The sequence below is a fragment of the Aeromicrobium sp. MLTX1 genome (assembly GCF_046452335.1).
Taxonomy (GTDB): Bacteria; Actinomycetota; Actinomycetes; order Propionibacteriales; family Nocardioidaceae; genus Aeromicrobium.
In genome coordinates this window covers 1,721,328-1,748,034 of sequence record NZ_JBKFDN010000001.1, presented here as the reverse complement: position 1 = coordinate 1,748,034, position 26,707 = coordinate 1,721,328, and the positions used below count along the sequence as shown (strand labels likewise).

General features: G+C 71.7%; 28 protein-coding genes. 17 read left to right on the top strand and 11 right to left on the bottom strand.

Annotated features, from left to right (window positions below; translation table 11 throughout):
- Window positions 1–153: 153 nt before the first annotated feature.
- The 3 genes from ACK99Q_RS08390 to ACK99Q_RS08380 form a co-directional block, all read right to left on the bottom strand.
- Entirely contained in the window at window positions 154–495 is a 342-nt protein-coding gene (locus ACK99Q_RS08390; protein WP_410185682.1) for a hypothetical protein, read from the bottom strand.
- Window positions 496–509: 14 nt separating this feature from the next.
- Window positions 510–908, bottom strand: coding sequence for a hypothetical protein (locus tag ACK99Q_RS08385; RefSeq protein ID WP_410185681.1), 399 nt, complete (start codon window positions 906–908; stop codon window positions 510–512).
- Window positions 909–1,005: 97 nt separating this feature from the next.
- Window positions 1,006–1,422: a DUF1761 family protein gene (locus ACK99Q_RS08380; RefSeq protein WP_410185680.1), complete on the bottom strand. Its 417-nt coding sequence runs from the start codon at window positions 1,420–1,422 to the stop codon at window positions 1,006–1,008.
- Window positions 1,423–1,521: 99 nt separating this feature from the next.
- On the opposite strand from ACK99Q_RS08380, the gene ACK99Q_RS08375 reads away from it, so the two are divergent.
- Both ACK99Q_RS08375 and ACK99Q_RS08370 read left to right on the top strand, forming a co-directional pair.
- Complete coding sequence (locus ACK99Q_RS08375; RefSeq protein WP_410185679.1) at window positions 1,522–2,490, top strand: helix-turn-helix transcriptional regulator; 969 nt, start codon at window positions 1,522–1,524, stop codon at window positions 2,488–2,490.
- Window positions 2,491–2,603: 113 nt separating this feature from the next.
- The gene (locus ACK99Q_RS08370; RefSeq protein ID WP_410185678.1) at window positions 2,604–3,839 is read left to right on the top strand and encodes an MFS transporter; all 1,236 of its coding nucleotides are present in this window, start codon (window positions 2,604–2,606) and stop codon (window positions 3,837–3,839) included.
- A gap of 55 nt (window positions 3,840–3,894) precedes the next feature.
- Here ACK99Q_RS08370 and ychF read toward each other — a convergent pair whose 3' ends face one another.
- On the bottom strand, window positions 3,895–4,983 hold the full coding sequence (ychF, locus tag ACK99Q_RS08365) for a redox-regulated ATPase YchF (protein WP_410185677.1): 1,089 nt from the start codon (window positions 4,981–4,983) through the stop codon (window positions 3,895–3,897).
- Window positions 4,984–5,093: 110 nt separating this feature from the next.
- On the opposite strand from ychF, the gene ACK99Q_RS08360 reads away from it, so the two are divergent.
- Genes ACK99Q_RS08360 through ACK99Q_RS08350 form a run of 3 tightly spaced genes read left to right on the top strand, consistent with a single transcriptional unit; the run spans window position 5,094 to window position 7,502 of the window.
- Window positions 5,094–6,383, top strand: a complete 1,290-nt coding sequence (locus tag ACK99Q_RS08360; RefSeq protein ID WP_410185676.1) for a lipase family protein — start codon at window positions 5,094–5,096, stop codon at window positions 6,381–6,383.
- Window positions 6,384–6,420: 37 nt separating this feature from the next.
- Complete coding sequence (locus ACK99Q_RS08355) at window positions 6,421–7,179, top strand: methyltransferase domain-containing protein (RefSeq protein WP_410185675.1); 759 nt, start codon at window positions 6,421–6,423, stop codon at window positions 7,177–7,179.
- Entirely contained in the window at window positions 7,176–7,502 is a 327-nt protein-coding gene (locus ACK99Q_RS08350; RefSeq protein WP_410185674.1) for an antibiotic biosynthesis monooxygenase family protein, read from the top strand. Before ACK99Q_RS08355 ends, ACK99Q_RS08350 begins: the two co-directional genes overlap by 4 nt.
- A gap of 4 nt (window positions 7,503–7,506) precedes the next feature.
- On the opposite strand, the gene ACK99Q_RS08345 is transcribed toward ACK99Q_RS08350, so the two are convergent.
- Entirely contained in the window at window positions 7,507–7,956 is a 450-nt protein-coding gene (locus ACK99Q_RS08345; RefSeq protein WP_410185673.1) for a YdeI/OmpD-associated family protein, read from the bottom strand.
- Window positions 7,957–8,135: 179 nt separating this feature from the next.
- On the opposite strand from ACK99Q_RS08345, the gene ACK99Q_RS08340 reads away from it, so the two are divergent.
- Both ACK99Q_RS08340 and ACK99Q_RS08335 read left to right on the top strand, forming a co-directional pair.
- Window positions 8,136–9,212, top strand: coding sequence for a DNA recombination protein RmuC (locus ACK99Q_RS08340; protein WP_410185672.1), 1,077 nt, complete (start codon window positions 8,136–8,138; stop codon window positions 9,210–9,212).
- Between the two features lie 2 nt (window positions 9,213–9,214).
- Window positions 9,215–9,655, top strand: coding sequence for a DUF6542 domain-containing protein (locus ACK99Q_RS08335; RefSeq protein WP_410185671.1), 441 nt, complete (start codon window positions 9,215–9,217; stop codon window positions 9,653–9,655).
- Here ACK99Q_RS08335 and ACK99Q_RS08330 read toward each other — a convergent pair.
- Window positions 9,639–10,046 (bottom strand): hypothetical protein, encoded by a 408-nt coding sequence (locus tag ACK99Q_RS08330; protein ID WP_410185670.1) that lies wholly within the window; start codon window positions 10,044–10,046, stop codon window positions 9,639–9,641. The two genes, ACK99Q_RS08335 and ACK99Q_RS08330, sit on opposite strands and share 17 nt — an antisense overlap.
- 168 nt (window positions 10,047–10,214) lie before the next feature.
- On the opposite strand from ACK99Q_RS08330, the gene ggt reads away from it, so the two are divergent.
- The gene (gene ggt, locus ACK99Q_RS08325) at window positions 10,215–12,038 is read left to right on the top strand and encodes a gamma-glutamyltransferase (protein ID WP_410185669.1); all 1,824 of its coding nucleotides are present in this window, start codon (window positions 10,215–10,217) and stop codon (window positions 12,036–12,038) included.
- A 74-nt stretch (window positions 12,039–12,112) separates the two neighbouring features.
- Here ggt and ACK99Q_RS08320 read toward each other — a convergent pair whose 3' ends face one another.
- On the bottom strand, window positions 12,113–13,102 hold the full coding sequence (locus ACK99Q_RS08320) for a 4-hydroxy-3-methylbut-2-enyl diphosphate reductase (RefSeq protein WP_410185668.1): 990 nt from the start codon (window positions 13,100–13,102) through the stop codon (window positions 12,113–12,115).
- A gap of 64 nt (window positions 13,103–13,166) precedes the next feature.
- Here ACK99Q_RS08320 and xseA point away from each other — a divergent pair, with 64 nt between their 5' ends.
- Together xseA and ACK99Q_RS08310 are read left to right on the top strand one after the other, a co-directional pair.
- Window positions 13,167–14,390 carry an exodeoxyribonuclease VII large subunit gene (gene xseA / locus ACK99Q_RS08315; RefSeq protein WP_410185667.1) on the top strand — a complete coding sequence of 408 codons (1,224 nt, stop codon included), beginning with the start codon at window positions 13,167–13,169 and terminating at the stop codon, window positions 14,388–14,390.
- On the top strand, window positions 14,383–14,607 hold the full coding sequence (locus tag ACK99Q_RS08310; RefSeq protein ID WP_179423283.1) for an exodeoxyribonuclease VII small subunit: 225 nt from the start codon (window positions 14,383–14,385) through the stop codon (window positions 14,605–14,607). Before xseA ends, ACK99Q_RS08310 begins: the two co-directional genes overlap by 8 nt.
- On the opposite strand, the gene ACK99Q_RS08305 is transcribed toward ACK99Q_RS08310, so the two are convergent.
- On the bottom strand, window positions 14,574–15,107 hold the full coding sequence (locus ACK99Q_RS08305) for a DUF4245 domain-containing protein (RefSeq protein WP_410185666.1): 534 nt from the start codon (window positions 15,105–15,107) through the stop codon (window positions 14,574–14,576). The genes ACK99Q_RS08310 and ACK99Q_RS08305 overlap by 34 nt on opposite strands.
- 77 nt (window positions 15,108–15,184) lie before the next feature.
- Between ACK99Q_RS08305 and glpX the strand changes: the two genes are divergently transcribed.
- The 3 genes from glpX to ACK99Q_RS08290 are packed head-to-tail and all read left to right on the top strand — an operon-like array spanning window position 15,185 to window position 18,563.
- Window positions 15,185–16,192 (top strand): class II fructose-bisphosphatase, encoded by a 1,008-nt coding sequence (glpX, locus tag ACK99Q_RS08300; RefSeq protein ID WP_410185665.1) that lies wholly within the window; start codon window positions 15,185–15,187, stop codon window positions 16,190–16,192.
- A 4-nt stretch (window positions 16,193–16,196) separates the two neighbouring features.
- Window positions 16,197–17,120, top strand: coding sequence for an alpha/beta fold hydrolase (locus ACK99Q_RS08295; RefSeq protein ID WP_410185664.1), 924 nt, complete (start codon window positions 16,197–16,199; stop codon window positions 17,118–17,120).
- Window positions 17,121–17,168: 48 nt separating this feature from the next.
- Entirely contained in the window at window positions 17,169–18,563 is a 1,395-nt protein-coding gene (locus ACK99Q_RS08290) for a class II fumarate hydratase (protein ID WP_410185663.1), read from the top strand.
- A 56-nt stretch (window positions 18,564–18,619) separates the two neighbouring features.
- Here the strand turns inward: ACK99Q_RS08290 and ACK99Q_RS08285 are convergent, their stop codons facing one another.
- On the bottom strand, window positions 18,620–19,927 hold the full coding sequence (locus ACK99Q_RS08285; RefSeq protein WP_410185662.1) for a DUF2079 domain-containing protein: 1,308 nt from the start codon (window positions 19,925–19,927) through the stop codon (window positions 18,620–18,622).
- 111 nt (window positions 19,928–20,038) lie between these two features.
- On the opposite strand from ACK99Q_RS08285, the gene ACK99Q_RS08280 reads away from it, so the two are divergent.
- Window positions 20,039–21,472, top strand: a complete 1,434-nt coding sequence (locus tag ACK99Q_RS08280; RefSeq protein ID WP_410185661.1) for a CotH kinase family protein — start codon at window positions 20,039–20,041, stop codon at window positions 21,470–21,472.
- 3 nt (window positions 21,473–21,475) lie between these two features.
- Here ACK99Q_RS08280 and ACK99Q_RS08275 read toward each other — a convergent pair whose 3' ends face one another.
- A complete protein-coding gene (locus ACK99Q_RS08275) occupies window positions 21,476–22,255 on the bottom strand; it encodes a 3-keto-5-aminohexanoate cleavage protein (protein WP_179423269.1) in 780 nt (259 codons plus the stop codon).
- Between the two features lie 4 nt (window positions 22,256–22,259).
- Window positions 22,260–22,667 (bottom strand): nucleoside-diphosphate kinase, encoded by a 408-nt coding sequence (gene ndk / locus ACK99Q_RS08270; RefSeq protein WP_179423267.1) that lies wholly within the window; start codon window positions 22,665–22,667, stop codon window positions 22,260–22,262.
- Window positions 22,668–22,705: 38 nt separating this feature from the next.
- Between ndk and ACK99Q_RS08265 the strand changes: the two genes are divergently transcribed.
- The 3 genes from ACK99Q_RS08265 (at window position 22,706) to ACK99Q_RS08255 (ending at window position 26,707) form a co-directional block, all read left to right on the top strand.
- Window positions 22,706–24,382, top strand: a complete 1,677-nt coding sequence (locus ACK99Q_RS08265; RefSeq protein ID WP_410185660.1) for a glycoside hydrolase family 13 protein — start codon at window positions 22,706–22,708, stop codon at window positions 24,380–24,382.
- Window positions 24,383–24,500: 118 nt separating this feature from the next.
- Window positions 24,501–25,787, top strand: coding sequence for an ABC transporter substrate-binding protein (locus ACK99Q_RS08260; protein WP_410185659.1), 1,287 nt, complete (start codon window positions 24,501–24,503; stop codon window positions 25,785–25,787).
- Window positions 25,784–26,707 (top strand): carbohydrate ABC transporter permease, encoded by a 924-nt coding sequence (locus tag ACK99Q_RS08255; protein ID WP_410185658.1) that lies wholly within the window; start codon window positions 25,784–25,786, stop codon window positions 26,705–26,707. The genes ACK99Q_RS08260 and ACK99Q_RS08255 overlap by 4 nt, the downstream gene beginning before the upstream one ends.

Sequence of the window (26,707 nt, the reverse complement as noted above, 5' to 3'; positions counted from 1 at the left end):
GCGCGCGCCTCGTGGAAGTCAGGATCGCAGCCGTCCCACCCTCATCCATCGTCCGCGGCGGGTGACGCGGTCCCGGACTCGATGCTTCGCGTGCTCCTTCGGTCGTCGCGGTACCGCAACAGCTTCGGGACGCTGCCGGACCAGCGCTGAGCGTCAGGACCACAGCTCCCGCAGCGCCACGGCCGCGAGCACCACGTCGATGCCGACGCCGAGCAGCCACCACGGGGTGAAGGTCACGACCAGGAGCGCGAGCGAGATCACCGACGCGGCCAGCAGCACGCCGGGCCACCAGGGTGCACCCGCGAGGAACGCGACGCCCGCGACGACGAACACCGCTGCCGTCACGAGGGCCACGACGGTGGACGACGAGCCGAGCTCGCCCAGCAGCCACGAGTGCCGCACGTCGAAGGGCACCTCGTCCGACGCCGGCGCCAGCCAGATGGCGGCGTGCACCAGACCGTGGGCGACGAGGAACGCACCGAACAGCCAGCTCATGGGATCTCCTCCTCCTAGGGGCTCATCACGTGGGAGTCCACCCAGCGCTCCAGCGCCGGGACGAGCAGCAGGACGGCGATCCCGGCGAGCATCAGCACGTGGACGAAGACGTTCCACAGCCAGGTGCCGGTGGGCTCACCACCGCGTGCGGCCGCCACGGCGTAGGTGACGAGAGCGACGAGCCCGATGGCCGACGACGCCAGCGCCGCCGTCTCCCACCAGGGGTGCCGTGCGAACAGCCCGTAGGTCGCCACGCAGAATCCCGCGATCGTCACGAAGCAGAGCAGCCGTGTGGTCCACCACAGCGCTCCGGAGGTCGCGACGTCGCGCCCCGCGAACCCCGGCGTCAGCCACAGCCACGTGCTGCCGGCGAGCAGGAGGGCGATGCCGCCCATGGTCCGGATCGTCCACATGGCCCTCGCCTCCTCCACCTCGATCGTCCCGCCGCGGCGACCGCGCCGGCAGGGCCGAAGGGCACGAGCTGACCCCGCCCTTCGGCCCCTGTGCACGTCATCCGACGGCGACGAGGAGCACCGCGGCGAGCACGCTCGTGCCCACGAAGTACGGCGCGTTCACGAGGCCGTACAGCACCGGCCGCGGCACGTTCGGGTTGATCGCGATCTGGAAGGCCATCGCTGTCAGGTAGCCCACGCCGACGACGAGGCCGAAGACCACAGCGTCGCCCGTGGCGGTGACGCCGAGCGCCTCGACCAGCACCGCGGTGGCGAGCAGGGTGACCAGCTGACAGACGACCGGCCCCGCCGCGGACACGGCGCTCGCCGGCGGCGCCTCCTCCCCCACCCGGCCGAGGGCGAGCGCGTAGGGACGCGGCACGACGACCGCGAACCACACGCCCGCCAGCACGATCGATGCGATGGCGGCGATCGAGAAGCCGATCCAGCTGATGTCGCCCAGGACGTTGAACATGGAGATCCTCACTTCCGGCGGCCACGGTGGCCGCTCTCGAAGCAGACTCCCGAGGATTGCGGTCAGGTTCTGTCCGCAACGCACGACAGAATCGGGGACATGACGACGACCTCGGGACGGCTCCTCGCCCTGCTGTCCCTCCTGCAGACCCGCCGCGACTGGACGGGCGAGGTGCTGGCGTCACGTCTCGACGTCAGCACCCGCACGGTGCGCCGCGACGTCGACCGGCTGCGCGAGCTCGGCTACCGGATCGAGGCCTTCACGGGTCCGTCCGGCGGCTACCGTCTCGATGCCGGGGCCGAGCTGCCTCCGCTGCTCCTCGACGACGACCAGGCGCTGGCGCTGGCGCTCTCGCTGCAGGTCACCACCACCACCGGGCTCGGCCTCGACGATCGCATCGGCGAGGCGGGCCTGCGGGCGCTCACCGTCCTGCGGCAGGTCATGCCGTCACGGCTGCGGCATCGACTGGACGCGCTGCCCGTCGACGTGGTCGAGGCGCGATCAGGCCCGGCAGTGGACCGCGACGTCCTCCTGACGATCGGCGCCGCCGTGCATGCGCGCGAGGTCCTGCGGTTCGATCACTCCGGCGTTCGGCGCCGGGTCGAGCCCCATCACCTCGTCCACCGGCACGGCCGCTGGTACCTCGTCGGCTGGGACCTCGACCGCGAGGACTGGCGCGTCTTCCGTGCCGACCGCATCAGCCCGCGTGTCCCGAACGGACCTCGGTTCGTCCCGCGCACCCTGCCCGGTGGCGACCCCGCCACCTTCGTCACCGCCAGGTTCCGCGGGTCCGAGGACACCGAGTGGCCGTGCCGCGGCGAGGCGGTGGTGCACCTGCCGATCGATCGGGTGCGCCCGTTCGTCCGTGACGGCCTCGTCGAACCGATCACGGACGACCGCACCCGGGTCGTGGAGGGCTCCTGGTCGTGGCCCGCGCTCGCGGCCGCGCTCCTGCGCTTCGACGCCGAGGTCGAGGCCGTGGAGCCGTCCGAGCTGGCCGCCGCGTTCCGCCTCCTCGCAGCGCGCGCCGAGGCCGCGGGGACGGACTCCGATCGCCGGCAATCCTGATCGTCACCGGTCGGGAATCGTCGGGTCGTGTCCGACCCTGGGCCGTTGCGGAGGCCCGCGACCGGGCTCGGCAGCTGCTGCTGCGAGACTGACCGCTCGATGGAGAACCTCGCATGACGCCGTCGGCCGCGACGGCGAGCACCTCGACGCGGCCCCCGCGCATCAGCCGTCCCCGGCGCAGCCCCGACCGCCGGCACTTCTCCGTGACGGCGGCCGCCCTGGCGATCCTCGCGGCGCAGTCGACGATGCCGTCGCCGCTGTTCCCGCTGTACGCGGAGCACTGGGGCTTCTCGCCGCTCCAAGTCAGCTGCGTCTTCGCGGCGTACGTCCTCGGCCTGCTCGTCACGCTGCTGACCTTCGGCTCGCTCAGCGACCACATCGGCCGGCGCCGCGTCATCGTCCTCTCGCTGCTCACGGCCGCCGCGGCGATGGTGGTGCTGGCGCTGGCCAGCGGATTCGCCTCGGTGATCGTCGGCCGCACCGCGCAGGGAGTCGCCGCCGGACTCGGCTTCGGGGCGCTCGGGGCGGCGCTTCTGGACTATGCGCCCGTACGTCGCCACGACCTCGTCGCGATGGTCAACAGCGGAGTCGGACCCTTCTGCCAAGGACTCGGCGCACTCCTCACCGGTGTCCTCATCCAGTGGCTGCCGCACCCGTTCCAGGTGTCCTACCTGGTCGCCGGCACGCTCCTGGTCGCGGCGATGCTGGCGGCCCTGAGCCTCGAGGACAAGCACCCGCGACGGCCCGGCGCACTGTGGTCACTCGTCCCGTCCGTGGCCCTGCCGCGGCACGCCCGGTGGCAGTTCCTGGTGGCGAGTGGCGCGGTCTGCTCGAGCTGGGCCATGGCGGGCCTGTACCTCGGCATCGGCCCGTCGTTCATGCGGTCGCTGCTGGAGCTCGACTCGCCCGTCATGGCCGGCCTGGCGATCCTCGCCGTCAACACGACCGGCGGGATCACGGCCGCGCTGACGTTCCGCCGCGACACCCCGCGCGTCATGCTCGCGGGCTCACTCCTGCTGGCGCTGGCCTGTGTCGGCATCGTGGTGGCGGTCCACCTGGTCGACCCGGCGATCTTCTTCGGCGCGTCGGTGGTGGCGGGCGTCGGCTTCGGCGCCTCGTTCCAGAGCGGGATGCGCACGATCGGCACGGGCCTTGCGCCCCACGAGCGCGGCGGCACCCTGTCGGCGCTCTACCTCGCCAGCTACGCAGCCCTCGGCATCCCGACCCTCGTCGGCGGCGCCCTCATCCCCGTGATCGGGCTCGAGCACGTCGTCGACGCCTACGCGGCCCTCGTGGTCCTCATGGCCGCCACCGCGGCCCTCCTCGTCGCCCGCCGCCCTCGATCTTGAGGCGGTTCGGCCCACATACGGGCCTCAGCGTCACAAGATCGAACCGCCACCGCGCTCAGACGTTGAAGCGGAACTCCACGACGTCGCCGTCGGCCATGACGTAGTCCTTGCCCTCCATGCGGACCTTGCCGGCGGCCTTGGCGTCGTTCATCGAGCCGGCGGCGATCAGGTCGTCGAACGACACGATCTCGGCCTTGATGAAGCCCTTCTGGAAGTCCGTGTGGATGACGCCGGCGGCCTCGGGGGCGGTGGCGCCCTTCTTGATCGTCCAGGCGCGCGCCTCCTTCGGGCCCGCCGTCAGGTACGTCTGCAAGCCGAGGGTGTCGAAGCCGACTCGGGCCAGCTGGTCCAGGCCCGGCTCCTCGATGCCGAGGTCGGCGAGCATCTCCGCGCGCATCTGCTCGGCCTCCTCGTCGTCGCCCAGCTCGACCAGCTCGGCCTCGCTCTTGGCGTCGAGGAAGACGGCCTCGGCGGGCGCGACGATCTCGCGCATCCTGGCCTTGAGGTCCTCGTCGTTCAGCTCGTCGCTGTCGCAGTTGAAGACGAACAGGAAGCGCTTCGCGGTGAGCAGGTGCAGGTCGCGCAGTTCGGCCAGGTCGAGGCCCGCGTTCAGCACGCCGGTGCCGGCCTCGAGCGCCTCCTTGGCCTTCTTCGCCTCCTCGAACTGCGAGACGAGCGACTTGTCCTTGCGCGACTCCTTCTCCAGACGCGGCAGCGCCTTCTCGACGGTCTGCAGGTCGGCGAGGACGAGCTCGATCGAGATCGTCTCGATGTCGCTGGCGGGGTTCACGTCGCCGTCGACGTGCGTGACGTCCTCGTCGCGGAACACGCGGGTCACCTGGCAGATCGCGTCGGAGTCGCGGATGTGGGAGAGGAACTTGTTGCCCATGCCCTCGCCCTCGGACGCGCCACGCACGATGCCGGCGATGTCCACGAACTCGACGGTGGCGGGCAGGATGCGCTCGGAGCCGAAGATCTGGGCCAGCTTCTCGAGCCGCGGATCGGGCACGCCGACGACACCGACGTTCGGCTCGATCGTCGCGAACGGGTAGTTCGCCGCGAGGACGTCGTTCTTGGTCAGGGCGTTGAAGAGCGTCGACTTGCCGGCGTTGGGAAGTCCGACGATTCCGATGGTGAGGGCCACGGGGAACCAGCCTACTGCCGCGTGCCCACGACCAGAGAATCCCCATGTCGCGCAGGTGTAACTCCGTGATACCTTGCCGTGACCAGCGTCACATTACTTGGGAGTACCCCGTGTTCCGATCCGCTCGATTCCTCGTCACCGCGGCCGCCGGCGCCCTGCTCGCCGGCCTCGTCGCGGCCCCGCAGGCGGCCAACGCCGCGCCCACGTTCTACGACCCGCCCGCCGACCTCCCGTCCGGCAAGGGCACGGTGATCCGCACCGAGCCCATGAAGCTCGCGCTGACGCTCAACGGCCTCTACCTGCCCGGCAAGGCCACCCGCATCATGTACACGTCCACCGACGCGGCCGGCGCTCCCGCCGCCGTCAGCGGCGCCTACATCGAGCCGACGAAGAAGTGGACCGGATCGGGTCCGCGCCCGCTGGTCGCGGTCGCCGCCGGCACCCAGGGCCAGGGCGACGCGTGCGCCCCCTCGAAGTCCCTCGAGACCTTCCTCAACGTCGAGGGCGACGAGTTCGGCATCGGCTACGAGATCCCGAGCATTCACGACTTCCTCAACCGCGGCATGGCCGTCGTGCTCACCGACTACATCGGCCTGGGCACCACCGATCGCGTCCACACCTACACGAACCGCCTCGACATGGGCCAGGCGTTGCTCGACGCCGCGCGTGCCGCCTTGAAGCTGCCCGACACCTCGGTCACCACCTCGTCGCCCATCGGCCTCTACGGCTACTCCCAGGGCGGCGGCGCGGCGGGCTCGGCGGCCGAGCTGGCGCCCACCTACGCCCCCGAGCTGAACCTCAAGGGCGCCTACGCCGGCGCTCCCCCGGCCAACCTGGTCGAGGTGCTGAAGTCGGCCGACGGCACCGACCTCACCGGCGTCATCGCCTACGCGATCAACGGCATCACGCCGTACTTCCCCGAGCTGCAGAGCGCTCTCGACACGCTCGCCACGCCCGCCGGCAAGGAGGCGCTGGAGAAGGTCAAGACGCAGTGCATCGGCGGCACGCTGTTCTCGTACGGCTTCCAGAAGACGTCAAAGTGGACCACCACCGGCAAGTCGCTCTACGACATCGTCAAGAGCGACGCCGCCCTGCGCGCCCCCGTCGACGCCCAGCGCATCGGCCGGCTCAAGCCGAACGTGCCCGTCCAGGTGCTCACCGGCACGAAGGACGACATCGTCGACCACGCCCAGGCCAAGCAGCTGGCCAAGGACTGGTGCGACAAGGGCGTCAACGTCACCTACACGCCCGTCGTCCAGCTGGTCGGCACCGGCGGCACCGCGCTGAACCACCTCGGCCCGGCGATCACGCGCCTCGGCCAGACCCACGACTGGCTGGCCGACCGCCTCACGGGCAAGGCCGTGAAGTCGAACTGCAGCTCACTGTGGCTGCTGCCCTGACGGGCGCCTGATGTCGTGGCCGGGCGATGATCGAGTCGTGGAGAGCGACCCGATCGTCGCCCGGCTGCGTGCTGCCGGGTGCGTGTTCGCCGAGCGCGAGGCCGCGTTCGTGCGACGTCACCTGATCGACCCCGGCGACGTCGAGCGCGCCGTGACCGCGCGGGCCGCGGGCGTGCCCCTCGAGCAGGCGGTCGGCGTGGCGGAGTTCGGCGGCGTCACGGTCGCCGTGGCGGAGGGCGTGTTCGTCCCCCGCCGACGCGCGGAGGCGATCCCCGAGGTCGCCGCCGTCCTGCGACCCGACGCGAAGGTCGTCGTCGACCTCGGCTGCGGCAGCGGCGCGATCGCCGCAGTCATGACGCGCCGGCTCCCGGCCGCGCGGATCCATGCGGTCGACCTGGATCCCGCCTCGGTCGTGGTCGCTCGCGCCAACGGCCGCCGGTTCGGCTTCGCCGCCCATCACGGCTCGTGGTGGGACGCCCTGCCGCCGGCGCTGCGCGGACGCGTCGACCTCGCGGTCGGCTACCTCCCCCACGTGCCGAGCGCCCGGATCGACGGCATCCACGCCGACTTCCGCGCCCACGAGCCGCGCTCCAGCGTCGACGGCGGCAGCGACGGTCTCGACCACCTCCGCGCCGTCGTCGACCCGATGGCCGAGTGGCTGGCGCCCGGCGGCGCCTTCGTCACGCTCCTCTCGGCCGAGCAGGCCGCCCACGTCCCGGCCCGCATCGCCTGGCAGGACGACGACGACGCCGTCGTCGTCCTCGACCAGGCCGCAGTGGCAGCATGGCTGTCGTGACCGTCATCAAGATCAACGCCATCACCGTCCCCCAGGAGGCCGGCGACGAGCTGGCCCACCGCTTCGCCAAGCGCGCCGGCGCCGTCGATGGGCAGGAGGGATTCGAGGGATTCGAGCTCCTCAAGCCCACCGACGACCGCGAGCAGTGGCTCGTCGTCACCCGCTGGCGCGACGAGGAGTCGTTCCAGGCGTGGCTGAGCTCGCCCGCGTTCGGGCACGGCCACCGCTCGGAGTCCGAGCGCGCCGGAGGCGAGGCGCCCAAGCCCGTCTCCACGCACAGCGAGGTCTGGAGCTACGAGGTCGCCGACCTCACGCGCGACTGACCACTCACGACCCGCGCAGGGCGTCGAGGACCTTCTGGACCCGGCGCTCGCGCGTGTCGTCCTTCTTCGCCTCGGCCACCGAGCGGGCGTGCTCCTTGCGGTGCGAGTAGGCCAGTGCGTCGAACGCCTCCCGCAGGCCGGCCGCCTCGAGCGCCTCGGCGAGGGCGTCGGGGACGTCGACCTCGCGCGGCGCGTCGTCGAGCTCGATCCGCACGTCGACCTCGTCGCCGATCTCCACGCCGAGCGCCTCGCGCTTCGCCTTGCTGAGGCCGATCAGGTTCTCGTCGCCCATCCGCGCCAGGCGGGCGGGCTCGATGACCGAGCCGATCGTGATCCGCACGGGGAACGAGCGGCCGGCGCCGAACGACGCGACCTGCTCGTCGGTAAGGACCACGGCCGCCGCCGGGCCGCGCGGCTCGAGCGTCGTGCTGATCGCGAGGGTCATCTTCGGCATGGTGCCTCCTGGGTGTGCGTGTCCCGATCGTTCCGCCGCCGTCGCCCCCTGTCCACCCTGACGGACGGATCTTGGTACCAAGGTGTCGCTGGGGCGACCACGAGGTCGAAGGATCCGTGCACCTCCGGCGGGCGCCGCCGCGGACCAGAACTGTCCGACCCCGACGCCACCATGGCCGCATGGCCACCTTCCCCAGCCTGACCGTCCTGCTGCTGCTCCTGCTCGTCGCCGGCCTGGCCGGCGCACTCGGCTACCTGCTCGGCACCCGCGCGCGCCCCGCGTCGGTCCACGACGTCGAGGTCGCCACCGCCGCCACCTCGCGCGCCGTCGCGCCGGTCCGCGAGAGCCTCGACCGCTTCGACACCCGCCTGCGCGACCTCGAGTCCAGCCGCATCGAGTGGCACGCCCAGCTGCGCGAGCAGGTCGAGTCGGTGCGCCTCACGGGCGAGGCGCTGCGCCGCGAGACGGCCTCGCTGTCCACCGCGCTCCGCCGGCCCGAGGTGCGGGGCCGCTGGGGCGAGATGCACCTGCGCCGCACGGCCGAGCTCGCCGGCATGAGCGAGCACTGCGACTTCGACCTGCAGGTCACCACCGACGACGGACGGCTGCGCCCCGACATGGTCGTCCGGCTGGTCGGCGGCCGCGACATCGTCGTCGACGCGAAGGTGCCGCTCGACGCGTTCCTCGACGCCACCGCGACCGACGACGCCGACGCGCGCGAGGCCCACCTCGACCGGCACGCCCGCCAGCTGCGCGGCCACGTCGACCAGCTCGCTGCGAAGTCGTACTGGCGCCAGTTCGACGCCGCACCGCAGTTCGTCGTGCTGTTCGTACCCGGCGAGTCCTTCCTGTCCGCGGCGCTCGAGGCCGACACCGGCCTGCTCGAGCACGCCGCCGAGCGGCAGGTCGTCCTGGCCTCCCCCACCACGCTCGTGGCCCTGCTGCGCACCGTCGCGCTGGCGTGGACGCAGGAGTCGATCGCCGACAACGCCCGCGAGATCCACCGCGTCGCGAGCGAGCTCTACGAGCGGCTCGGCACTGTGGCCGGGCACGTCGACAAGCTCGGCTCCTCGCTCGAGCGGGCGGTCCGGTCGTACAACGACACGGTCGCGTCGGTGGAGTCGCGCCTGCTCGTGAGCGCCCGCCGGCTGCACGACCTCAAGGTCGACGACCAGCCGCCGTTCCATCCGCGTGTGATCGAGGCGACACCCCGCGTCATGACCGCGCCCGAGCTGCTCGATGAACTAACGTCATGAGCATGAGCTCGCCGGCAGCCGGCGCCGTCATGGCCCTGGCCAGGACCCCGGCCGTGGCGTCCAGGTACGACCTGACGCCACGTGCGACCGTGGCGTGCTCCGCCCTCACCCTGGCCGCCGTCATCGGGCTGGACCTCCTCGACGGCCGCGTGGGCGTGGCCTTCGCGGTCGGCTTCGTGCTCGTCGTGCTCACCGCCGCCACCGCGGTCCAGGAGCGCGGCCTGTTCACCGTCGGCGTCATGCCGCCCGTGCTGCTCGTCGCCTCGCTGCTGCTGCTGGCGTGGCAGGTGCCCGAGGCGATCGTCGTCGAGGGCCTGCCCGCCGACACCGGCCTGTTCGGCCGCACCCTCACCGCCACGATCGCTCACGGCGTGCCCCTGCTGATCGGTCACGCGCTCGCACTGGCCGTGATCGTGGCGCGGATCGTCAGCGTCCGCCGCTGACCCCCGGGGCCGAGCCGGGTCCCGAGGCCTTCGACGCCACCCACGAGCCCGCCAGCGACAGGCCCACGAACACCACGACCAGCACGATCGCCGTCGTGACGAGGGTTCCCGTGCGCCCGCCCGCGTCGATGAGCAGCACGCTCGCCACCACCGCGGCGACCGAGGCGACGGCCGGCGTCCAGCGGTCGCGCAGGCCGAACCAGCCGTGCGCCACCGCGCTGGCCAGCACCGGGAGTCCTGCCATCAGGCCCGTCACCAGCAGCGTCAGGAACATCAGGCCGGCCGAGAAGTCGTCCTGGGAGCCCACCAGCAGGGGGACGTAGAGCAGCACGCCGGCGGCCAGGATCGAGGAGACGACCGAGGTCATGAGCAGGGCCTTGTCGCGGCGCATGGGGTCCTCTGGGGGGTGGTGCGGACGAAGCGACTCCCCCGGCGGAGGCGACGCCTCAGACTAGCCGACGCCGGACCTCGTCGTCGGGGAGTGCCGAGCTCGACCCGGTTGCCGGGCGCCGATCGCCGACCTACCGTGACAGGACGACGACTCTTCCGGGGGGAAACCATGATCGTCCGACGTTCCGTCGCCGCCCTGTCCGCTCTGACCCTGGCCGCGGGCGCGATGGCCCTGCAGTCTCCCGCGCAGGCACGCGGGGGCGGTCACGACCGACCGGTCGCCGCCAGCCCCACCGCCTACGGCTACGGCGGAGCGGTCAGCTCGGTCGACCGCGACGCCAGCGAGGTCGGCCTCGCCGTGCTCAAGTCCGGCGGCAACGCGGCCGATGCCGCCGTGGCCACCGCGGCCGCGCTGGGCGTCACCGAGCCCTACAGCGCGGGCGTCGGCGGAGGCGGCTACTTCATGTTCCGCGACGGCCGCAGCGGACGCGTGACCACGATCGACGGTCGCGAGACCGCCCCGGCGGGGGTCACGCCCCGCACCTTCTACGACGAGGCCACCGGCCAGCCGCGCCCGTTCGCCGACCTCGTCTCCTCCGGTGTCTCGGTGGGCGTGCCCGGCACGGTCGCCACGTGGGACAAGGCCTCGCGCCTGTTCGGCAAGCGCTCGCTGGCGCGCAACCTGGCTCCCGCGACGAGGCTCGCCGCGCGCGGCTTCACGGTCGACCAGACGTTCCGCAACCAGACGCTCGACAACAAGACCCGCTTCTCGGCCTTCCCCGACACGGCGGAGCTGTTCCTGCCGAACGGCGACGCGCCCGTCGTGGGATCGCGCTTCCGCAACCCCGAGCTCGCACGCACCTACGCGCTGATCGCCCGGCGCGGCGCCGAGGCGTTCTACCGTGGCGCGCTCGCCGAGGACATCGCCCGCACGGTGCAGGACCCACCGAAGAGCCCGACCACCACGCTTCCGGTGCCGCCCGGATCGATGACCACGCGTGACCTCAAGGGCTACCAGGTGCGCCTCCAGAAGCCCACGAAGGTCAGCTACCGCGGCCACGACGTCTACGGCATGGCGCCGTCCTCGTCGGGCGGCATCGCCGTCGGCGAGGCGCTCAACATCCTGGAGAACCACCGCCTGGGCGGTGGCGCCCGCACGGCCCAGAGCCTGCACCTCTACCTCGAGGCTTGGGCCCGGGCGTTCGCCGATCGCGCCGCCTACCTGGGGGACCCCGCGTTCGTCGACGTCCCCACCCGCACGCTGCTGAGCCAGCGGTTCGCCGACTCGCGCGACTGCACGATCGACCCGAACCGTGCGTCCACGCGTCCGGTCCCGGCCGGCGCCCTCGACGGCAGCGGCTGCGCCACGGCGGCCTTCGACGAGAAGGCCGACACCGAGAACATCTCGACCACGCACCTGTCGGTCGTGGACAAGTGGGGCAACGCCGTCGCCTACACGCTCACGATCGAGCAGACCGGGGGCTCGGGCATCACCGTGCCCGGCCGTGGCTTCCTGCTCAACAACGAGCTGACCGACTTCAGCACCGCCTACGACGCGAACGATCCGAACCGGATCGAGCCCGGCAAGCGTCCGCGCTCGTCGATGTCGCCGACGATCGTCACGAAGGACGGGAAGGTCCGCTACGTCGTGGGCTCGCCCGGCGGCGCCACGATCATCACCACCGTGCTCCAGATCCTCATCAACCGGATCGACCTCGGCATGACCCTGCCCGAGGCCGTGGCGGCGCCGCGCGCCTCGCAGCGCAACGCGGCGACGACGCCGGCCGAGCCCGAGTTCATCGCCCAGTACGAGGACGCGCTGCGCCCGTTCGGCCAGGTGCTGGTGCCCTCGGGCGACACGTTCACGTCGGCCGCCGAGATCGGGGCCGCGGCCACGATCGAGGTCGACCGGCGCGGCCTCATCACTGCCGCGTCCGAGCCGAAGCGCCGCGGCGGCGGCACCGCGCTGGTGGTGAAGCCCGCCCGCCGCTGAGGGCGGCGGGATCTCGATACACGGTCTCGCTTCGCTCGCCCGCACTCGATCACCGGACAGCGGGCAGCGGGCCGTCAGGCGTTCGCGGCGGCCTTGATGTCGCGGCGCAGCTCGGGCGGAAGGGCGAAGATGAGCGACTCGTCGGCCGTGCGGACGGCCTTGGCGTCGCCGATGCCGCGCTCGCCGAGGTAGAGCAGCACGTCCTGGACGAGGTCGTCGGGGACGGAGGCGCCGGAGGTGACGCCCACGGTGCTGACGCCCTCGAGCCAGGCCTCGTCGATCTCGCTGATGTCGTCGATGCGGTACGACGCCTTGGCGCCGGCCTCGAGCGCGACCTCGACGAGGCGCACCGAGTTGGACGAGTTCGCCGAGCCGACGACGATCACGAGGTCGGCGTCCTTGGCGATCTCCTTGACCGCGACCTGGCGGTTCTGGGTGGCGTAGCAGATGTCGTCGCTGGGCGGATCCTCCAGCTGCGGGAACTTCTCGCGCAGCCGGCGCACCGTCTCCATCGTCTCGTCGACGCTCAGGGTGGTCTGGCTCAGCCAGCTCAGCCGGGTGCCCTCGGGGAACTCCAGGGCCGCGACGTCGTCGGGGTGCTCCACGAGGGTGATGTGCTCGGGGGCCTCGCCCGCCGTGCCCTCGACCTCCTCGTGACCGGCGTGGCCGATCAGCAGGATGCGGTAGTCCTCGGCGGCGAACCGGCGCGCCTCGTGGTGCACCTTGGTCACCAGCGGGCACGTCGCGTCGATGGTCTTCAGGCTGCGCTCGGCGGCCTCGGCGTGCACCGCGGGCGAGACGCCGTGGGCGCTGAACACGACGGTGGCACCGTGCGGGACCTCGTCGAGCTCCTCCACGAAGATCGCACCGCGCGCCGCGAGGTCGTTGACCACGTGCTTGTTGTGCACGATCTGCTTGCGGACGTAGACGGGGGCGCCGTAGAGGTCGAGCGCCTTCTCGACGGTGATGACGGCCCGGTCGACGCCGGCGCAGTAGCCGCGCGGGTCGGCCAGGAGGACCTGGCCCGAGGTTCCGGGCATGCCGAGATCGACCTGAGTGGACATGGCACCAGCCTACCGACCCGGCGATGAGGACCGCAGCGTCGGCGCCGCCTCATAGGGTGGGCGCATGGCCCTGGAGACGAGCGCGGACAAGCCCGCGCCCCTGCGCTCCGTCTCGCTCGCGCTCCAGGGATGGATCGCGCGCCTCGGCGCGGTGTGGGTCGAGGCCGAGGTCGTCCAGCCCAAGCTGAGCGGCAACACGTACTACCTGACCCTGCGCGACCTCACCGCCACGATGAGCGTCAGCGCCACCGCGTTCCGCGGGGTGGTCGAGTCCAGCGCCAGCCCCATCACCGACGGCACCCGCGTGATCGTGCACGCGAAGCCCGAGTTCTACTCCCCCAACGGCCGGCTCTCGCTGCGGCTGCTCGAGATCCGTCCCACGGGCGAGGGCGAGCTGCTGGCCCAGCTCGAGCGCCGCCGCCAGCTGCTCGCCGCCGAAGGGCTGTTCGAGGCGCGCTGGAAGCGTCCGCTGCCGCTGCTGCCCACCTCGATCGGCCTCATCACCGGCAAGGGGTCGGCGGCCGAGCGCGACGTCCTCGAGAACGTGCGCGACCGCTGGCCGGACGCCGCGATCGAGGTCCGCCACGCGCTGATGCAGGGGTCGCAGACGGCCATGGCCGTCATCGCCGCGCTGCGCGAGCTCGACGCCGAGGCCCACGTCGACGTCATCGTGATCGCCCGCGGCGGCGGCTCGATGGAGGACCTCCTGCCGTTCTCCGACGAGGCGCTCGTGCGCGCCGTCCACGGCGCCACCACGCCGGTCGTCAGCGCGATCGGCCACGAGCCCGACGTGCCGCTGCTCGACCTCGTCGCCGACCTGCGCGCCTCCACGCCCACCGACGCGGCCAAGCGCGTCGTGCCCCACGTGGGCGACGAGCTCGCCGGGCTCGCCGGCGCCCGCGAGCGCGCGCGCCAGGCCATCGCCGCCCAGCTGCACCGCGAGCAGGCGGGCCTCGACGCCCTGCGCAGCCGCCCCGTCCTGCGCTCCCCCGCCGCCTTCGTCGACACCCAGCAGGAGGTCGTCTCGGGCCAGCGCGAGCGTGCTCGACTGGCGATGCGAGCGCGACTGGCGCGCGCCCACGACGAGGTCGGCCACCACCTGGCGCGCGTGCGCGCCCTGTCGCCGCTGGCCACGATGCAGCGCGGCTACGCCGTCGCCCTCGATCCCGAGGGCCGCGCGGTCACGTCCGTCGGCGCGATCGCCACGGGCGACGACCTCGTCCTCCACCTCACCGACGGTCTCGCCACCGTCCGCGTCACCGACCTGCAGGAGCATCCCCATGAGTGAACTGCCCGACCCGTCCGAGCTCTCCTACGAGCAGGCGCGCGACGAGCTCGTCTCGATCGTGCAGCGCCTCGAGACCGGCGGCACCACGCTCGAGGAGTCGCTCGCGCTGTGGGAGCGCGGCGAGGCCCTCGCCGAGGCGTGCCAGCGGTGGCTCGACGGGGCGCGGGCGCGGGTGGATCCCGCTCAGGACGTGAAGGGCTCCAGCGACGCGACGTAGTCCTCGACCACGGCGCGCTGCGCGCTGCTGGTGACCACGACGATCTCGGTCTCCACGGCGCGACCGAGCGTGGTGTCGCCGTCGGGTCCCTTGAACACCTGCCACGTGGCGCCGTTGATCTCGACCTCGCCGTCGGGCTCGCTGCCCTCGGCGCGGTCGCGGACGAGCTTCGGCAGCTCGTCGGCCGCCGCGGTGCGCTGCGTGAGGCCGACGTACTGGTTGACGTCGGTGACCACGTTCATCTGCCAGCGGTCGTCGATGAGCTCGGCCCGCGTGGCGCGCCAGCCCTCGGGCAGCTCGGTGGGCACGAGGGGCACGAAGCCGGCGCGCACCTCCACGCCGCTCGCGGCGGTGCGCCAGTCGACGTCGGACGTGGGCTGGTCGGGCGTCTGCGTGAACAGCTTGCCGAACAGGAAGATCGCCAGCACGACGCCGCCCAGCACCAGGACCGAGCGCAGCACGTCGCCCATCGCCGGAACGCCCCGTGAGTACCCGCTCATCCTGCTCCTGTCCGTGCCTGCGGCGACCGTTCGGTCGCCCCGGCCAGCCTAGCCTTCCGGCCCGATAGGCTGTGCGCGTGGACGCACTGAAGCCCGCCGAGGCCGCCCCTGATCGCAACCTCGCCCTGGACCTCGTCCGGGTGACCGAAGCCGGGGCCATGGCCGCCGGACGCTGGGTCGGACGGGGCGACAAGAACGGCGCCGACGGCGTCGCGGTCAACGCGATGCGCTCGATGATCAACACCGTCTCGATGGACGGCGTCGTGGTCATCGGCGAGGGCGAGAAGGACGACGCCCCCATGCTCTACAACGGCGAGCGGGTCGGCGACGGCACCGGTCCCGAGTGCGACGTCGCGGTCGACCCGATCGACGGCACCACCCTCACGGCCAAGAGCCTGGCCAACGCGATCTCGGTCATGGCGGTCGCGCCGCGCGGCTCGATGTACGACCCGTCGGCGGTGTTCTACATGGAGAAGCTCATCGCCGGTCCGGAGGCCGCCGACAAGGTCGACATCCGCCTCCCCGCCTCGGAGAACATCGCGATCGTCGCCAAGGCGAAGGGCCTCGACGTCGAGGACGTCACCGTGTGCGTGCTCGACCGCCCCCGCCACGACGCGCTGGTCCAGGAGATCCGCGAGACCGGCGCCCGCATCAAGTTCATCGCCGACGGCGACATCGCGGGCGGCATCACCGCGGCCCGTCCCGACTCCGGCGTCGACCTGCTGCTGGGCATCGGCGGCACGCCCGAGGGCATCATCACCGCCGTCGCGATGAAGTGCCTGGGCGGCGTCATCCAGGGCCGTCTCACCCCCACCGACGACGACGAGCGCCAGCGCGCCATCGACGCCGGTCACGACCTCGACCGGATCCTCACCACCGAGGACCTGGTCACCTCCGACGACTGCTTCTTCGTCGCCACCGGCATCACCTCGGGCAACCTGCTGCGCGGCGTCCGCTACGGCGCCGGCAGCGCCACCACCGAGTCGATCGTCATGCGCTCGCGCTCCGGCACGATCCGCACCATCCGCAGCGAGCACCGCCTGCACAAGCTCGCGGCGTTCTCCTCCATCGACTACGAGCACTGAGCCGATGGGTCCCGGGCAGGCCGGCGAGGAGACCGTCGCGGTCTCCGACGAGCTGTTCGCGCACCTGCCCAACGGGCTCGACCTGTGCCACCAGACGTTCGGCGACCCGCGTGACGAGCCCGTCCTGCTGGTGATGGGTCTCGGCGGCCCCATGACCTGGTGGCCCGAGGACTTCTGTGTGCGCCTGGCGCGGCGCGGCTTCCACGTGATCCGATTCGACAACCGCGACACGGGCCGCTCGACGAAGCTGCGGCACCACCCGGTCACGAAGGCCGACGTCGTGAAGGCGTACCTCGGCCGCGGCACGGCGCCCTACGGGCTCGACGACCTCGCCGACGACGCGGCGGCGCTGCTCGACCACCTCGGCGTCGAGTCGGCCCACGTGGTCGGGGTGTCGATGGGCGGCATGATCGCGCAGACGCTCGCGGTCGATCACGCCGACCGGGTCCGCTCGCTGACCTCGATCATGTCCACCACGGGCCGCCGCCGGGTCGGCTGGATCCACCCCTTGGTGATGCGCACGATGCTCTCCTCCGCCGGCCGCACCCGCCCGGAGTACGCCGAGCTCTCGGTCAAGAACGGCAAGGCCGTCGCCTCGCCGGCGTTCCCGACACCCGACGACGTCGCCTACGCCCGCGCCCTGGAGACCTACGACCGCGGCTGGATCGCCAGCGGCGTCTCGCGCCACATGATGGCCGTGCTGACGCAGCCCGACCGCACCGAGCGACTCGGCGCCGTCACGGTGCCCACGCAGGTGATCCACGGGACGAAGGACCTGCTCGTGCACCGCTCGGGCGGGCGCGCCACCGCCGACGCGATCCGCGGCGCCACCCTGCTCGAGATCGCCGGGATGGGGCACGACCTGCCGGCGCAGCTGTACGACACGTTCGTCGACGCGATCGCGGCCACCGCGGCCCGCGCCCGCTGAGCCGACCTCGCACCGGCCCCGCGACCTGGGCCCATTAGGGTGCGAAGCATGACCGACAACACTCAGTGGCGCATCGAGCACGACACCATGGGCGAGGTCAAGGTCCCCGCCGACGCCCTCTACCGCGCCCAGACGCAGCGCGCCGTCGAGAACTTCCCGATCTCCGGCACGCCCATCGAGTCGGCCCAGATCCGGGCCCTCGCGCAGATCAAGGCCGCGTGCGCGACCGCCAACGCCGAGCTCGGCATCCTCGACCAGGCGATGGCCGACGCGATCGTCGCCGCCGCGGACGAGGTCGCCTCCGGCGCCTACGACGAGCACTTCCCGATCGACGTCTTCCAGACCGGCTCGGGCACGTCGAGCAACATGAACACGAACGAGGTCCTCGCGACGCTCGCGACGAAGGCCTCGGGCATCGAGGTGCACCCGAACGACCACGTCAACGCCTCGCAGTCGAGCAACGACGTGTTCCCCACCTCGATCCACGTCGCCGCCACCGAGTCGGCCACCACCGTGTTGATCCCGGCGCTCGACCACCTCGCGAAGAGCCTCGAGGCCAAGGCCACCGAGTTCGCCGAGGTCGTGAAGTCGGGCCGCACCCACCTCATGGACGCCACGCCCGTCACCCTCGGCCAGGAGTTCGCCGGCTACGCCGCGCAGATCCGCCGCGGCATCGAGCGCGTCGAGGCCTCGCTCCCCCGCACCGCCGAGGTCCCCCTGGGCGGCACCGCCGTGGGCACCGGCATCAACACGCCGAAGGGCTTCCCGCAGCGCGTCATCGAGATCCTCGCCGAGCGCACCGGCCTGCCGCTGACCGAGGCGCGCGACCACTTCGAGGCGCAGGGCGCCCGCGACGGCCTGGTCGAGATGTCGGGTCAGCTGCGGACGATCGCGGTGAGCCTGGTCAAGATCAACAACGACCTGCGCTGGATGGGCTCGGGCCCGCGCACCGGCCTGGGCGAGATCCACCTGCCCGACCTGCAGCCCGGCTCGAGCATCATGCCCGGCAAGGTCAACCCGGTGCTGCCCGAGGCCACGCTCATGGTGTGCGCCCAGGTCATCGGCAACGACGCCGCGATCGCCTTCGCCGGCGCCTCGGGCTCGTTCGAGCTCAACGTCATGCTGCCGGTCATCGGCCGCAACATCCTCGAGTCGATGCGCCTGCTGGCGAACGCCTCCACCACGCTGGCCGACCGCTGCATCGACGGGATCACCGCCGACGTGGAGCGCTGCCTCGAGCTGGCCGAGTCGAGCCCGTCGGTCGTGACGCCGCTCAACCGCCACATCGGCTACGAGAACGCCGCCGCGATCGCGAAGAAGTCGGTCAAGGAGCGCAAGACCATCCGCCAGGTCGTCATCGAGGAGGGCTACGTCGAGCGGGGCGACATCAGCGAGGCCGACCTCGACGCCGCCCTCGACGTCATGAGCATGACCCACCCCTGACCTCGGGTCCTCGCGCGGACGCCGCTCGCCCCCTCGGGGCGGGCGGCGTCCGTCGTTCAGTCGACCTTGCGGGCGACCACGTAGTTGTCGCGGTCGAAGACGATCTCGTACGAGGCGCCGTGCTCGGCCCCGTGCTGGATCGGGTCGGTCTGCGTCAGCTGGCGGTCGAAGATGATGTAGTCGGGCACGACGTCGCCGATCGTGCCGATCCAGTAGGCGTCGTCGTGGCTGCCGGTGAGGTACTTGAGCACCGCGATGTCGGTCTCGACGACGGCGTCCGCGGGGATGGTCTCGATCGCCTCCTGCATCGCCTCGCGCCGCGGCGACGCCTCCCACGTCTCGGGCTCGAGCAGCTTCACCACCGGCCCCCCGGCCAGCAGGTAGCCGCCCACGGCGGCGCCCAGCACGACGCCCGGCCACTCGAGCCGTGGCCGCCTGCCGATCGCGTCGATCATCGCCACGAAGACGATCGGCATGATGACGATCGAGTAGTGCCAGTCGGTGCCCCAGTAGTACTCGACGTCGCCGAGGAACCGCCACAGGAAGGTGGGCACGGCCACCACGGCCCACGGCGACCAGAGCGCGGCGAAGCCCGTGACCCCGAAGGTCAGCAGCAGCGTGAGCAGCTTGCGGTCGGCCTCGGTGGTGAGCGTCTCCCACAGGCCGACCTCGCCGCCGAGGTTGCCGGTGTAGTCGTAGCCGCCGCCGGTGTTGAACGCCGGGATGATGACCCACACGACGAGGACCAGCGCGACGGCGCCGACGATCGCGAGGATCAGGCCGCGACGGCGCTCGCCCACGAGCCACAGGGCCACGCCGATCGCGGCGACCGTGACGCCCATGTCCTCCTTGACCAGCAGCAGCGGCAGCGACCACCACACGACCGCGGCGTACCGCTGCTCGACGAACGCCACGCCCGCCATCGCCAGGATCGGGACCGCGAACGCGACCTCGTGGAAGTCGGCCACGACGGCGTTGCCGAAGCCGAACGCGAGGCCGTACATCACCGCGATCGTCCAGCCGACGCGCACGCCGAGACGCTCCACGGCCAGTCGGGTCACCGGCACGACCGACAGGCCGATGAGCAGGCCCTGGGCGACCAGCAGCGTCTGTCCGTAGGGGAACAGCCAGTAGACCGGGGCCAGCAGGGCGTCGATCGGCGAGAAGTGGTCGCCGAGGATGTTGTAGCCCGGACCCTTCACGGGCACGATCGGCGCCTCGAACCGCGAGTACGCCTTGACGGCCTGCTCGAAGATCGCGTTGTCCCACGAGTTCACGGTCAGTCGCCGCCACGACAGCACGGAGACGAGGCTGTAGAGCAGTCCGACGACCGCACCCCAGACCCAAGGCATCCATCGGTTCACGCTCGCCACCGTACCGGGCGGTAACCGTCGGTTGCGGCTCGTCGGCGCGTCGTCTCGCCGTGGCGGTGCCGGGCCGGACTCGTGGGGGTGGTGGGACGTAGGGTTTCGTCCATGAGCAGGACTCGGGCGGTCTCGGTGGCAGTGGTGTTCCTCGCGCTGCTGGGGCTGATGGCGCTCGTGATCGGGGTCAACCTGCGCTCCGCTCCCGACTCCGACAGCGCGTCCGAGCCCTCCGCGTCCACCGCCGTCCAGCCCGAGGTCGAGGTCGACGGCGTCGCCACCGTGCGGCTCACGGTGCCCACCGACGACTTCGCGACCGAGCCCGCCGCGCCCTGCCACGACCTCGTCACGAGCGTCACGGACCCCGCCGACGTCGAGCTGGCGATCACGGCGCCCGGACACGAGCGGCAGGAGCTCTCCGCCGCCGTCTCCGTGACCGAGACGGCGAACCCCTTCAACAGCCTCAAGCGCCCCTACGACGTCGAGCTCTCCGAGGTCGCCTCCGTGCTGGGCCTGCCCGCTTCGCGCGACTGGGTGCTCCTGGACGAGTTCGCCGACCGGTCGCTGCTGCGCAGCGCCACGGCGATGGAGATCGCCCGCCGGACCGGACTCGACTGGGTGCCGCGGCTCGTCCCGGCGAACCTCGAGATCAACGGCACGGCGTGCGGCCTGTACCTGCTCGGCGAGCGTCCCACGGTCCAGGACGGTCGCGTCGAGATCGCCGACGACGACGAGCTGCTGCTGGCCGACGCGCGCGACCTCGCCGACCGGCCCCGGTTCCGGACCGAGCGCGGCCTGCAGGTCTACCTCGACGAGGACACCGCGGCCGACCGCCGGGAGGTCGCCGCGCGCTTCCAGGAGATCGAGGACCTCCTGTACGACCCGGCGTTCCCCGACAACGGCTACCGCGACCGGCTCGACCTAGACTCGTTCGTCGACTGGTACCTCGTCAACGAGCTGACCAAGAACCTCGGCAGCCCCCTGCAGAACGACGTCCACTTCGTCCTGCGCGGCGACGACACCCTCGCGATGGGACCGCCATGGGACTTCACCGCCTCGCAGGGCAACCGCAAGAACGGCTCGTGGCGCCTCGACCATCCGAAGGGCTGGTGGCTCCAGCGCTCCTGGTACGGGATCAGCGACGACCCCGCGTGGCGACGCGCCTTCTCTCCCACGCAGGTGTGGAACCAGCGGCAGGGCCACTACTTCAACGTGCTGATGGCCGATCCGGCGTTCGCGGAGCGTGTGGCGCAGCGGTGGAGCGAGGTCTCGGAGGATCTCGGCACGATCGGCGACTTCGTCGACGAGCGGGCCGCCGTGATCGAGGACGACGCGGTGGACAACTTCAGCCCACCCGAGGTCGACGGTCCCGGACTGCCGATCGCGGCGAGCCCCCTCGACAGCGACCCCGAGACGTTCGTCTTCGCCAACGAGGACCCCGCGGTGGAGCCCGGCGAGGGCTGGCGGAACGAGGTCGACCTCCTGCGCCGGTGGCTGGAGCGCCGCGTCGCGTGGCTCGACGGAGAGCTGCTCGAGCAGGGCTGACCCTCAGGCCAGCGGGACGTCCTCCTCGGGCAGTCCCACGGGGATCGTGTGCCGGTCGGCCAGCTCGCGGGCCGCGCGCACGAGCGCGGCGTTGTCGGGTGTCGTGCTGCCGTCGGGCAGCCGCAGGGTGTCCTCGAGTCCGATGCGGGTCTCCAGCCCGAGCGCGACCGCGTGACGCAGGGCCGGCCACGCGGAGCGGGCCTCGCCGTGCAGCAGCACCGGCACCCGCGGGTCTACGGCCCGCACCGCCTCGAGCATGTCCTGGGCGAGGATCACCAGCTCGGTCTCGCCGATCCCCTCGGGCAGCTCGATCAGCACGCGCGCCACGTCGCCACGCAACGGGGACTGCGCCCACGCCTCGACGGCGTCGAGGCTCCACAGTCCGGCCTCGATGCCGATGCCGTGCTCGAGCACGGCGGCGGCCACGGCCTCGGAGCCGGTCTCGTGCCAGTTCACCGAGGCGAGGTCGGGCAGGACGGTCCAGCGGCGGATCGCCTCGACGCGGGCGGCGGGGTCGGGCAGCGCCCAGGCGCCCGTGGTGACGCCGATCGGCACCGACGGGGACACGAAGCGCACCGCGGTCATCACCGCGTCGACCGCGTCGGCGTCGAGGGTGTCGAGTCCGTCGACGTCCTTCGGGTGCAGGTGGATGCAGTCGGCGCCCGCCTCGACCGCACGGACGATGTCGGAGGCGAGCTGGACGGGGGTGACGGGCAGGGCGGGGTGCGCGGCCGGAGGGCGCGCGCCGTTGAGACAGGCCTGGATCAACGAGCGCCCGCCCACGGAGTCACAGCTCCGGGAACCAGAGGGAGATCTCGCGCTCGGCCGACTCCGGGGAGTCGGACGCGTGCACGAGGTTCTCGCGGTTGGACAGCGAGAAGTCGCCGCGCACGGTGCCGGGCGCGGCCTTGCGGCCGTCGGTGGCGCCGTTCAGGGCGCGCACGACCTCGATCGCCTCGTCGCCCTCGAGGACCAGCGACACGAGCGGTCCGGAGGTGGCGAAGGCCCGCAGCGGCGGGTACCAAGGCTGCTCGGTGTGCTCGGCGTAATGGGCGTCTGCCATGTCGGCGTCGATCGAGCGGTGCTCCATCGCGACGATGCGCAGTCCCTTGGTCTCGTACCGCGAGAGCACGGCCCCCACGAGGCCCCGGGCCACGGCATCGGGTTTGATGAGAACAAGCGTGCGCTGCGTCATGTGCCCAACCTATCCTCCGCGCGCGCCAAGGAGTTCCCATGGTCGACAGCACGCACACCACCACCCCCGCCTGGTGGCGGGACGCCGTGATCTACCAGGTGTACCCGCGGTCCTGGGCGGACGCGGACGGCGACGGCATCGGCGACCTGCCGGGCATCACCGCGCACCTGGACCACCTGGTCGCGCTGGGGGTGGACGCCGTGTGGCTGTCGCCGTTCTACACCAGCCCGCAGAACGACGCGGGCTACGACGTCGCCGACTACCGCGACGTCGATCCGCTCTTCGGCACGCTCGAGGACTTCGACGCCCTCGCGGCGCGTGCCCACGAGCTCGGCCTGCGCGTCATCGTCGACCTCGTGCCCAACCACTCGTCGGACCAGCACGTGTGGTTCCAGGCGGCGCTGGCCGCCGAGCCCGGCAGCCCCGAGCGCGGCCGCTACATCTTCCGCGACGGCGCGGGCGAGAACGGCGAGCTCCCGCCGAACAACTGGCAGAGCAACTTCGGCGGCTCGGCGTGGACCCGCACCACGAACCCCGACGGCACCCCCGGCCAGTGGTACCTGCACCTGTTCGACCCCAGCCAGCCCGACTTCGAGTGGAACAACCCCGAGGTCCAGGAGGAGTTCCGCTCGATCCTGCGCTTCTGGCTCGACCGGGGCGTCGACGGCTTCCGCATCGACGTGGCCCACGGCCTGCACAAGGAGGAGGGCCTGCCCGACTCCCCCGAGGACTACGACCTCGCGATCCACCCCACGGGCCACCAGCCGATGTGGGACAAGCCGGCCGTGCACGAGGTCTACCGCGACTGGCGACGCGTCGTGGACGAGTACCGCGTCGAGGGCCAGGACGCCGACCGCATCCTCGTCGCCGAGGCGTGGGTCATCCCCGACGAGGCGCTGGCGCGCTACGTCCGTCCGGACGAGCTGCACCAGTCGTTCAACTTCGGCTACCTCATGACCCCGTGGCGGGCGCGCGAGCAGCGCGAGGCCATCACCCGCGGCCTCGAGGCCACCGCCGCCGTGGGCGCGCCGCAGACGTGGGTGCTGTCCAACCACGACGTCCCGCGGCACGCCTCGCGCCTGTCCTACGACATCGAGCGCGCCACCCGCGTGCTCGGCATCGGTCCCGACCACCCGCAGCCCGACAACGAGCTGGGCCTGCGCCGCGCCCGCGCAGCCACCTCGGTGATGCTCGCGCTGCCGGGCTCGGCGTACCTGTACCAGGGCGAGGAGCTCGGCCTGCCCGAGGCGACCACCCTGCCCCCCGAGGTCCGCCAGGACCCCACCTTCGTTCGCACGAACGGCGAGGACGTGGGCCGCGACGGCTGCCGCGTGCCGGTGCCGTGGCACGCCGACCAGCCCGCCTTCGGGTTCAGCCCCACGGGCAAGAGCTGGCTGCCCCAGCCCGAGGTCTACGGCGACCTCGCGCCCAACCGCCAGGACGGCGTCGCCGGCAGCACGCTCGAGCTCTACAGGCGACTGCTGGCCGTGCGGCGCAAGTACGGCCTGGGCCGGGGCGAGCTGCACTGGCAGGAGGCCGGCGACGACGTGCTGGCGTTCACCGTGACGGGCTCCGGCGGGCGCCGGGTGCAGGTCGTCACGAACTTCGGTGCCGCGCCGCTGGACCTCCCGCACGGTGAGCTGCTGTCGGTCAGCGGTCCGCTCGACGGTCACCGCCTGCCCGGCGACACCACCGCCTGGATCGCACCCGGCTGAGCCACCCGGCGCCGCCTGACTTGCGGCGTTCGTCCGCCCGCCGTAGTTTCGTGTGAGCGGCGTCACATTTCTTCGAGTCGCACGCCGCATGGTCTCGGGGGAAGGTCGGGTGGTGCACGTGACAAGGCGATCGAGGAAGACCCGCCGATCCGTCGGCCTGGCCGCGGCTGCGACGCTCATCGCGTCACTGGCCGCCTGCGCCGGCAGTGACGACGGCGGGGTCCCCACCATCAACCTCTTCGGTGGCGCGTCCGCCACGGGGTTCCAGGATCTGATCGACGGCTGCAACGAGCAGGCCGACGGCGCGTACGAGATCGTCGGCAACCTCGTCCCCAGCGACGCCGACGGACAGCGCGAGCAGATGGTCCGGCGCCTCGCCGCCGGCGACACCGGCATGGACCTCATCGGCATGGACGTGGTCTGGACCGCCGAGTTCGCCGAGGCCGGCTGGATCCTGCCGCTCACCGACGAGCAGGCCGCCGAGGCCTCGGAGAACACCCTCGAGGTGCCGCTGGAGACGGCCACCTGGAAGGACAAGCTGTACGCGATTCCGAAGCACACCAACGCCCAGCTCATGTGGTACCGCAAGTCCCTCGTCGACAAGGTCGGCGACGGCAAGCCGCCGGAGACGTGGGACGAGATGTTCGAGATGGCCCAGGAGCTCAAGGACGCCGGCGATCCGTACGAGATCGGCTTCACCGGAGCCCGCTACGAGGGTCTCGTGGTCGGCTTCAACACGATCCTGTCGTCGTACGGCGGCACGATCGTCAACGAGGACAGCACCGAGACCACCATCGACGACAAGACCACCCAGTCGCTCGAGCTGCTGAACAAGCTGGCCACGTCGGGCCTGGCGAACCGGTCGCTGTCGAACTCGCAGGAGCCCGAGGTCTTCGCGCAGCTGCAGAACGGCCAGTCGGCGTTCAGCCTCAACTGGCCGTACGTGCTGAGCGCGATGCGCGAGGCCAACCCGGACATCGCCAAGGACCTGGCCTTCACGACGTTCCCGTCCACGGTCGAGGGCGAGCCCTCCAAGGTCACGGTCGGTGGCATGAACTTCGCGATCAGCAAGTTCAGCGAGCACCCGAAGGAGTCCTTCGACGCCGCGATGTGCCTGCGGTCGCCGGAGAACCAGCTCAAGCACTCGCTGACCGCCGGTGAGCCCCCGGTCGACGAGACGGTGTTCGAGGACCCGGAGTTCAAGGAGGCCTACCCGCAGGGCCAGGTCCTCCTCGACGCCCTGAACACCGCCAGCTCTCGACCGATCTCGCCGGTCTACCAGAACATCTCGACGATCATCTCGTCCACGCTCTCGCCGCCCTCGAGCATCAAGCCCGAGGAGACGACGAAGGAGCTCGACTCCTCGATCACGGACGCCATCGAAGGGAAGGGGATCCTGCCATGAGCGTCATGGACAAGGTGGAGGATGACAGCGCGGAGATCGCGCGGCGGCGGTTCAGCGAGGGCAAGAAGGCCGAGCGCCGCCTGGGCCTGATGCTGGTGGCGCCCGCCGTGATCCTCATGATCGCGGTCACGGCCTACCCGATCGCCTACGCGATCTACCTGTCGCTGTTCCGCGCCGACCTGCGCACGCCGGACGACAACGAGTTCGTCGGCCTCGACAACTACGTCACCGTGCTGACCAGCGACATCTGGTGGCAGGCGTTCGGCTTCACCCTCCTGCTGACCGTCGTCAGCGTGGCGTTCGAGCTGGCTCTCGGCATGGGCCTGGCGATCGTCATGCACCGCACGATCGTCGGCCGCGGCCTGGTGCGGACCTCGGCCCTGGTGCCGTACGCGATCGTCACGGTCGTCGCCGCGTTCAGCTGGCGCTTCGCCTGGAGCCAGGACATCGGTTGGCTCGCCGGCGACAGCGCACCGCTGACCGGCCAGTGGAGCTCGTTCTGGATCATCGTCCTGGCCGAGGTCTGGAAGACCGTGCCGTTCATGGCCCTGCTGCTGATGGCCGGCCTGGCGCTCGTCCCCGAGGACCTCATGAAGGCCGCGTCGATGGACGGCGCCTCGCCGTGGCAGCGCTTCTGGAAGGTCACGGTCCCGCTGATCAAGCCGTCGATCCTGGTGGCGGTGCTGTTCCGCACCCTCGACGCCTTCCGCGTGTTCGACAACATCTACATCCTCACCAGCGGCGCGAACGACACGTCGAGCGTCTCGATCGTGGCCTACAACAACCTGATCCGAGGGCTCAACCTCGGCATCGGCTCGACGATGTCGGTGCTGATCTTCATCACGATCGCCATCATCGCGATCGTCTTCGTGAAGCTCTTCGGAGCAGCGGCACCAGGCTCCGACGAAGGGAAGAGGTGA